The sequence below is a fragment of the Stieleria sp. genome (assembly GCF_041595215.1).
Classification (GTDB): domain Bacteria; phylum Planctomycetota; class Planctomycetia; order Pirellulales; family Pirellulaceae; genus Stieleria; species Stieleria magnilauensis.
The window spans coordinates 1-5,910 of sequence record NZ_JBFHKV010000502.1 but is presented as its reverse complement, the minus strand read 5'-3'; the positions used below and the strand labels follow the sequence as shown (position 1 = coordinate 5,910).

The following is a 5,910-nucleotide window of genomic DNA, read 5'->3' as shown; positions in this document are numbered from 1 at the left end:
TACCGAGATCGAAGCCATCGTCGAGCGATCTGCCGAACACGATTACAAAATCCTGGAAACCATGGCTGCCGTCATCGACAGCCCGCTGTTTCGGGAAACAAGCAACACGAATGATTGAAGAGGGACACTTCCATTGTCACCATTCAATCTTCGTGACGATCACGTCGCCGGCGTAGCAACCACCTTGGTAACAGAGCTCTTTGCCGCCACCTCCTCCGGCAAACCGCCGACAGCCGAGCGTTCCCAAAAGCTGAGGTAACCCGCCCTCCAAGCTACCAATGTACCCGGTCTGCGAAGACCGTCTAAGTGGTGAGGGTTTTAGCCATCCGTTTGCGGCGCACCCATTTTTCGAATCCCACGATGATGTAGGTCGCAAACCCGGTCAGCAGGATTCGCCACCACGCATCCCAACCAAGCGGAGCGCTGTGGAAGATGCGATTCATGATCGGCAAGTAGGTAAAGGCAAGCTGCAGCATCACCATGCTGAACACGCCGAGGCCGATCCAGCGATTCGACAGCACTCCCAGCTCAAACATTGATTTCGTCAGCGAACGGCAATTGAACAGGTAAAACAACTCCACCATCACGAACACGTTCACCGAAACCGTGCGGGCGACCCTATCACTGTAGCCTTGTCCAATCGCCCACTCAAAAGAACCGAACGCGCCCACCAGCATGACGCAAGAAACCAGCAAGATTCGACCGATCAATTCCCCTGTCAGGATCGACCTCCGCGGATCGCGCGGAGGCCGCCGCATGATGTCACCTTCCTTCGGCTCAAACGCGAGCATCAATCCCAACAAGACTGCGGTCGTCATGTTGATCCACAAGATCTGAACCGGCAGGATTGGTAGCGTCACTCCGACGAAGATCGCGGCTAGAATCACGAATCCCTCGCCCATGTTCGTCGGCAGAGTCCAAACGATAAACTTTGTGAGATTGTCGAAAACGCTGCGGCCTTCCTCCACAGCCGCTTCGATCGACGCGAAGTTGTCGTCCGTCAACACCATGTCGGCAGCTTCCTTGGCGACTTCCGTGCCGCCGATCCCCATCGCAACCCCGATGTCGGCCTGCTTGAGCGCGGGCGCGTCGTTCACGCCATCGCCTGTCATCGCGACGATGTGGCCCTTGGCCTGCAACGCGCGAACGAGCCGAAGCTTCAATTCCGGCGTCGCACGTGCAAACACCGCCACTTCGTCGGCAATTTCGATCAACTGCTGGTCGGTCGTGTCGGCAAGGTCCTGAGCCGTCTTGACCAGGGGCACGTGGGTTTGGCCGGCCTGGACCCCGTCTAGCCCGATGTGCTGCGCGATCGCCTGGGCCGTCTTGGCATGATCTCCCGTGATCATCTTCACCCGAATGCCCGCAGTCTGACAGGCCTTGATTGCAGCGACCGCTTCGGGGCGAGGCGGATCAATCATTCCTTGCAAACCGTAGAAAATCAGGTCGCCGACATCCGCATGCGTGATGTCCTGGGTCGTCGTCGGAAATGGCTTGCCGGCAAACGCCAAGACACGCAAACCTTCAGCGGCCATGGCTTCGACGTGTCGATGAACGGCGTCCATGTCAAGCGGAACCGTTTCACCTGACTTGTTCAGCGCCGCGTTGCATTTTCCCAACACGACTTCGACGCCCCCCTTCACGTACAGCGACCTGGTTTGATCGGCGTTCAGATCGTGCAGCGTCGCCATGTATTGGTGTTGTGATTCGAACGGAATGACATCCAAACGCGGCGACCGCTCGAGCGTTCGCCGGGCATCCAATCCGGCTTTTCCGGCCAACGCGATCAACGCTCCCTCGGTCGGATCGCCCCGCACTTCCCAGCGAGACTCCGCCTGTTCCAACGCCGAGTCGTTGCACAACAGCCCGGCCAGCAGACATTGGTTTGCCGCGGCGTTTTCCGCCAGCGTCGAGTCATCTGGTCCGTCGGATTCGATCTCGCCGCGCGGCTCGTACCCTGTCCCGGACACGTCGTATGATTGACCGCCTGCCCAGAATCGACGCACTGTCATTTGATTCACGGTCAGCGTGCCGGTCTTATCGGAGCAGATGACCGTTGTGCCACCAAGAGTTTCCACCGCCGGAAGCTTGCGAATGATCGCGCGTCGGCGGGCCATGCGGGCGACGCCGATCGCCAAGGTGATCGTCACGGCCGCGGGCAAGCCTTCCGGAATGGCTCCCACCGCCAGCGCAACAGCCGCCATGAACATCTCAAACATCGCCTGGCCGCGCCACACCCCCACGGCGAACGTGACGGCCGCTAACATCAGGATCACCATCAGCAACACGCGACTGAACTTGGCAATCTTGCGCGTCAATGGCGTTTCCAGCACATCGGCCAGCGTCATCAGCTCGGAAATGCGTCCGACTTCGGTCTTCGCTCCAATCGCAACGACAACGCCACGTCCCTGGCCATACGTCACCAGCGTCGATGCATACCCCATGTTGCAGCGTTCGGCGAGCGGCGTTTCCAACGGTAACTCACCGGCGTTCTTGGCCACCGGCACCGACTCGCCCGTCAGCGCCGACTCGTCGATTTGCAAGTCGCGAGACTTCAATAAACGCAAGTCCGCCGGAACCTTGTCACCCGACTGCAGCAACACGATGTCGCCTGGGACCAATTCCGTCGAAGGCACATCGCGGGTCTCGCCGGCCCGCACCACTCGCGCTTCGGTGAGTGTCGTCTTGGCCAGCGCTTCCAAGGCCTTGGCAGCCTTCGATTCCTGCAGGTAACCGATCACGGCATTGACAAGCACGACACCAAAAATGACCGACGCATCCACCCACTCGTCCAAGAACGCAGTGATCGCCGCGGCAGACAACAGGATGTACAGCAGAGGCTGATGAAACTGCATCAGGAAACGAATCAACGGACCCGGACCGCGGCGCAGGGGAATCGCGTTGGCGCCGAAATGCTGCTGCCTCCGATCAATCTCAAACCGATCCAAGCCGTTGCGTGAATCAGTCGTCAGCAATTGGACGACATCATCCCTGGAAGTATGGTGCCACAGCCTTTCGATCAACGTTTCCATTCAGATCCCCAGCTAAAAAACACGCATCCTTCAAGTGATCGCCGAACAGAAAACAAGTGCGGGGCTTGAGAGCGCGTTTCCACTTCGCAAACGTGGAAAAACAGTTGCCATCGGCCGACAAAACTTTTCCCTCGCCCTCGGTTGAATCACGTCAACCGATGGTAGCGGGCAGACTTCCGTCGCGAAAACAGGTGTTTTCCGCGTTCGGCCATTCCCGTGGCGAAAGTGCAATCGACACCGCACGCCACGCACACTTCACAAGGCAAAAGGCGTGCCAACGCCACGACGCGATCTCGCGAAAGAAGGTCAAACGCTCCCGGAGGTGAACGAACTGGAAAACACCATCGTCATCTTCCACTCGGATAATGGAACCAGGGGATGAAAGACAACCGAGCAGTCGCGAGGTGGCGCCGCCTTAGGGAACAATCCCAACAAGGTCGGATTTAGTTTACTGACCGAAGCAAACCCAGATCAGTTCACGATTTTGCCCAAGACCCGACTGCTCGACAAATCAAGATGCTGGGCACCGCCGGCACGTTCACGCGGCAAACTCATCATCCGCGACGACAAACAAATGAAGTGCCTGTTGGTGAAATAGCATCGCGAGCCACCAGCGACTACTTTCCAGATGTGACGACGCGAAGCCGCGTCCTTGTTGTCCGCAGCCGCCACACGGCCTGGCGACTACTGCGACACACCGGCCGATGAAGCTAGCGTCACACGCTGTTTTTAAATCCGGGCATCGGTTCGTCCGGTGGAGTGAAAACCGAGAACAAGAAGAGGGCAAAACGATGCGGGGCAAGACGAGATCAGTGGTACGAAAATCAACTCGGGCTGCCATCCTTGGTCGTCGGCAATTTTCTTACCTCCCTAATTTTCTTACCGTCCGTCTTTGATCGACCGGCAGCCGACCCTGGCGCTGGAATCGTCGACTGGTAAAGTATCCGCACCGACATGCTCCTGGCCGACGCGATGCAGGACACGGATCGGTGCGATCGCGTTAAACTGGAATCCTCTCATCCTCTGACGCTACCGCCCTATTCGATCACGCGATTAAAATGAACACAGTGACATCGCTTGGCGGGCACTGATGTTGCGATCCCACTCGATTCGTGGATGCGGCCATAGCGAAATTGGCGACCCATTCGCAATCCACGTACCAAAGAAACTCAATGATTGCAGATTTACGCTTCTACCGGTTTGCACGAATCTGGATGCTGATGCTTCTCGCTGTTCCAGTATCGGCAAGATCCGAAGCGGACGAACCACAAAGTGATCCAAGCGTGAAGCCGAATGTCATTTTGATCGTTACGGATGACCAGGGCTACGGCGATATGTCCTGTCACGGAAACCCGTGGCTGAAGACACCCAACCTGGATCGGCTTTGCGCCGAAGGCATCAGCCTGGAAAACTACCATGTCGATCCGGTTTGCACGCCGACACGCGCCGCCTTGATGACCGGGCGTTATTCAACGCGCGTGGGAGCTTGGGATGTGACCCAAGGGAGACAATTACTTGCGCCCGATGAAGTCACGATGGCGGATGCCTTCTCCGATTCGGGTTACCGAACCGGCATGTTTGGAAAATGGCACCTGGGAGACACCTGGCCGTACGCGCCGCGATTCCGTGGATTTCAAGACGTCGTTCGTCACCTCGCAGGCGGCATCGACGAAATCGGAAACCCGATCGGAAACGACTATTTCGACGACACGTACTATCGCAACGGTGTCGCTGAAAAGATCGACGGGTATTGCACCGACGTGTTCTTCGCGGAGTGCCAGCGGTTTGTCACGCAGAAATCGGAACAACCGTTTTTCGCGTATTTGCCGCTCAACGCCATGCACGGGCCGCATACGGTTGCGGAAAGCTATTCAGCTCCGTTCAGAGCCCAGGGTCATTCGGAAAACCGATCCAAGTTCTTCGGCCAGATCATCAACTTTGACGAGAACCTTGGCCGCTTGCTCGATTCGCTTCAGCAGCACAATCTCGCCGAAAACACGATTGTCATTTTCATGGGCGACAACGGTACTTCCGAGGGCTCCAACGGTCGCATTCCAGATAACGGCTTCAATGCGGGCATGCGAGGGAAGAAGGGTTCTGTCTACGAAGGCGGGCATCGAGTTGCGTGCTTCGTGCGTTGGCCGGGTCAGCTCGATGCGGGACAACGGGTTCATCCGTTGACGTCGTGCCGAGACTGGTTTCCCACTCTGATTGAGCTGTGCGGGTTGAAATCCCCCGACGGAAATCCGTTCGACGGGCAGAGCCTGAAACCCTTATTCGACGGTGCGACCGACGACTGGCCATCTCGCACGCTTTTCGTTCAGCGACAGCCTGACCAACCAAAACTTCTTCTTGATGGTAATGGCGACAACCCATGGCGTACTCCACACTACGGTGTGCTTACCGAAAGGTGGCGGTTGGTTGACGGCGAACTTTACAACATTGGCGAAGACCCCAGTCAAACGAAAGACCTCGCGCAGCAGCACCCCGAGGTCGTACAGAAACTCAAGTCCAGCTACCGCCGACATTTTGCGGACGTCTTTCGTGATGACGCCCCGTATGTGCGTTTCCAGCTTGGCGATCAACGCGAGAACCCGACATTGCTGACAGTGCGCGATTGGCATCCGACCAAAGGCAACGTGATTTGGAAGCAAGAGCAACTGTCCGACGACAGACTCGCGATCAATGGTTTTTGGGCCGTGAATGTCACGCAGCCCGGTCGCTACACCATTCGACTCACCCGATTCCCCGACGATGCGCCCGCGTCGATGGGGGCAACCCATGCGGTGCTGCGCATCGGTGATCAGAAGCTTGAGAAACAGCTCCGTGAACACGACAGGTCGGTCACGTTCGAAACGGAGCTTCCCGCCGGCCCGGC

2 protein-coding genes are annotated in these 5,910 nt (G+C 57.6%); one reads left to right on the top strand and one right to left on the bottom strand.

Going from position 1 to position 5,910, the window contains the following annotated elements:
- Positions 1 to 302 precede the first annotated feature (302 nt).
- Positions 303 to 3,032, bottom strand: a complete 2,730-nt coding sequence (locus ABX749_RS18815; protein ID WP_372897315.1) for a cation-transporting P-type ATPase — start codon at positions 3,030 to 3,032, stop codon at positions 303 to 305.
- Between the two features lie 1,283 nt (positions 3,033 to 4,315).
- On the opposite strand from ABX749_RS18815, the gene ABX749_RS18810 reads away from it, so the two are divergent.
- Positions 4,316 to 5,910: arylsulfatase (locus tag ABX749_RS18810; RefSeq protein ID WP_372897314.1), on the top strand; the 1,595-nt coding region annotated here is incomplete at its 3' end.

Coding starts and splice junctions, on each gene's coding strand:
- ABX749_RS18815 (WP_372897315.1), bottom strand. CDS start 3,032: ATGGAAACGTTGATCGAAAGGCTGTGGCACCATACTTCCAGGGATGAT.